Origin of the sequence: Paraburkholderia gardini, assembly GCF_907164575.1 — a bacterium.
Lineage (GTDB): Bacteria > Pseudomonadota > Gammaproteobacteria > Burkholderiales > Burkholderiaceae > Paraburkholderia > Paraburkholderia gardini.
The window spans coordinates 1-1,422 of record NZ_CAJQYY010000066.1; the positions used below are offsets into that span (position 1 = coordinate 1).

2 protein-coding genes are annotated in these 1,422 nt (G+C 63.1%); both read left to right on the forward strand.

The annotated features are described in order from the left end of the window. Window positions 1-1,107, forward strand: a 1,107-nt coding sequence (locus LPA34_RS26810) for an S-(hydroxymethyl)glutathione dehydrogenase/class III alcohol dehydrogenase (RefSeq protein ID WP_228984165.1), incomplete at its 5' end; no start/stop codon positions are given. Window positions 1,108-1,123: 16 nt separating this feature from the next. Beyond that, the coding region (locus LPA34_RS26815; protein WP_267478888.1) for an alpha/beta hydrolase-fold protein at window positions 1,124-1,422 on the forward strand (299 nt) is incomplete at its 3' end.

Below are 1,422 nucleotides of genomic sequence, written 5' to 3' on the forward strand. Positions count from 1 at the left end.
ATGAAGACCAAAGCAGCCATCGCATGGAAAGCGGGCGCACCGCTGACGATCGAGGAAGTCGATCTGGAAGGGCCGCGCGCGGGTGAAGTGCTGATCGAGGTGAAGGCGACGGGCATCTGTCACACCGATTACTACACGCTCTCGGGCGCGGACCCCGAAGGCCTCTTTCCGGCGATTCTCGGCCACGAAGGCGCGGGCGTGATCGTCGACGTGGGCCCGGGCGTCGGTACGCTGAAGAAGGGCGATCACGTGATCCCGCTGTACACGCCAGAATGCCGCCAGTGCAAGTTCTGCCTGTCGCGCAAGACGAACCTGTGCCAGGCGATCCGCTCGACGCAGGGCAAGGGCTTGATGCCCGATGCCACGTCGCGCTTCTCGCTGGACGGCAAGCCGCTCTTTCACTACATGGGCACGTCGACGTTTTCGAACTACATCGTCGTGCCGGAGATCGCGGTGGCGAAGGTGCGTGAAGACGCACCGTTCGACAAGATCTGCTACATCGGCTGCGGTGTGACGACGGGCGTCGGTGCGGTCGTGTACTCGGCGAAGGTCGAGGCGGGCGCGAACGTCGTGGTATTTGGTCTCGGCGGTATCGGGTTGAACGTGATCCAGGGCGCCAAGATGGTCGGCGCGGACAAGATTATCGGTGTCGACCTGAACCCGGGGCGCGTCGAACTGGCCAAGAAGTTCGGCATGACGCATTTCATCAACCCGAACGAAGTGGAGAACGTGGTCGATCACATCGTGCAGCTGACCGACGGCGGCGCGGACTACTCGTTCGAATGCATCGGCAACACGAAGGTGATGCGCCAGGCGCTGGAATGCACGCACAAGGGCTGGGGCCAGTCGTTCATCATCGGCGTGGCGGCGGCGGGCGAGGAGATCAGCACGCGGCCGTTCCAGCTGGTGACGGGCCGGGAATGGAAAGGCTCGGCGTTCGGCGGCGCACGTGGCCGTACCGATGTGCCGAAGATCGTCGACTGGTACATGGAAGGCAAGATCAATATCGACGATCTGATCACGCACCGTCTGCCGCTCGAGCGTATCAACGAAGGCTTCGATCTGATGAAGAAGGGCGAGTCGATCCGCTCGGTTGTGCTGTACTGAGGCAACGGAGATCGCCATGCTCGAACTATTGTCTTCGCACGCGTGCTTCGGTGGCGTGCAGCGGTTCTATCGTCACGATTCATCGACGACTGGTCTGCCGATGCGCTTCTCCGTGTACCTTCCACCGCAGGCGTCGCATGGCAAGGTGCCGGCGCTGTTCTGGCTCGCCGGTCTCACGTGTACCGAGGAGACCTTCCCGATCAAGGCGGGCGCGCAGCGCTTTGCCGCGCAACATGGCATCGCATTGATCGCGCCGGATACGAGCCCGCGCGGCGCCGGCATCCCGAACGAAAGCGCGGCGTGGGACTTCGGCGT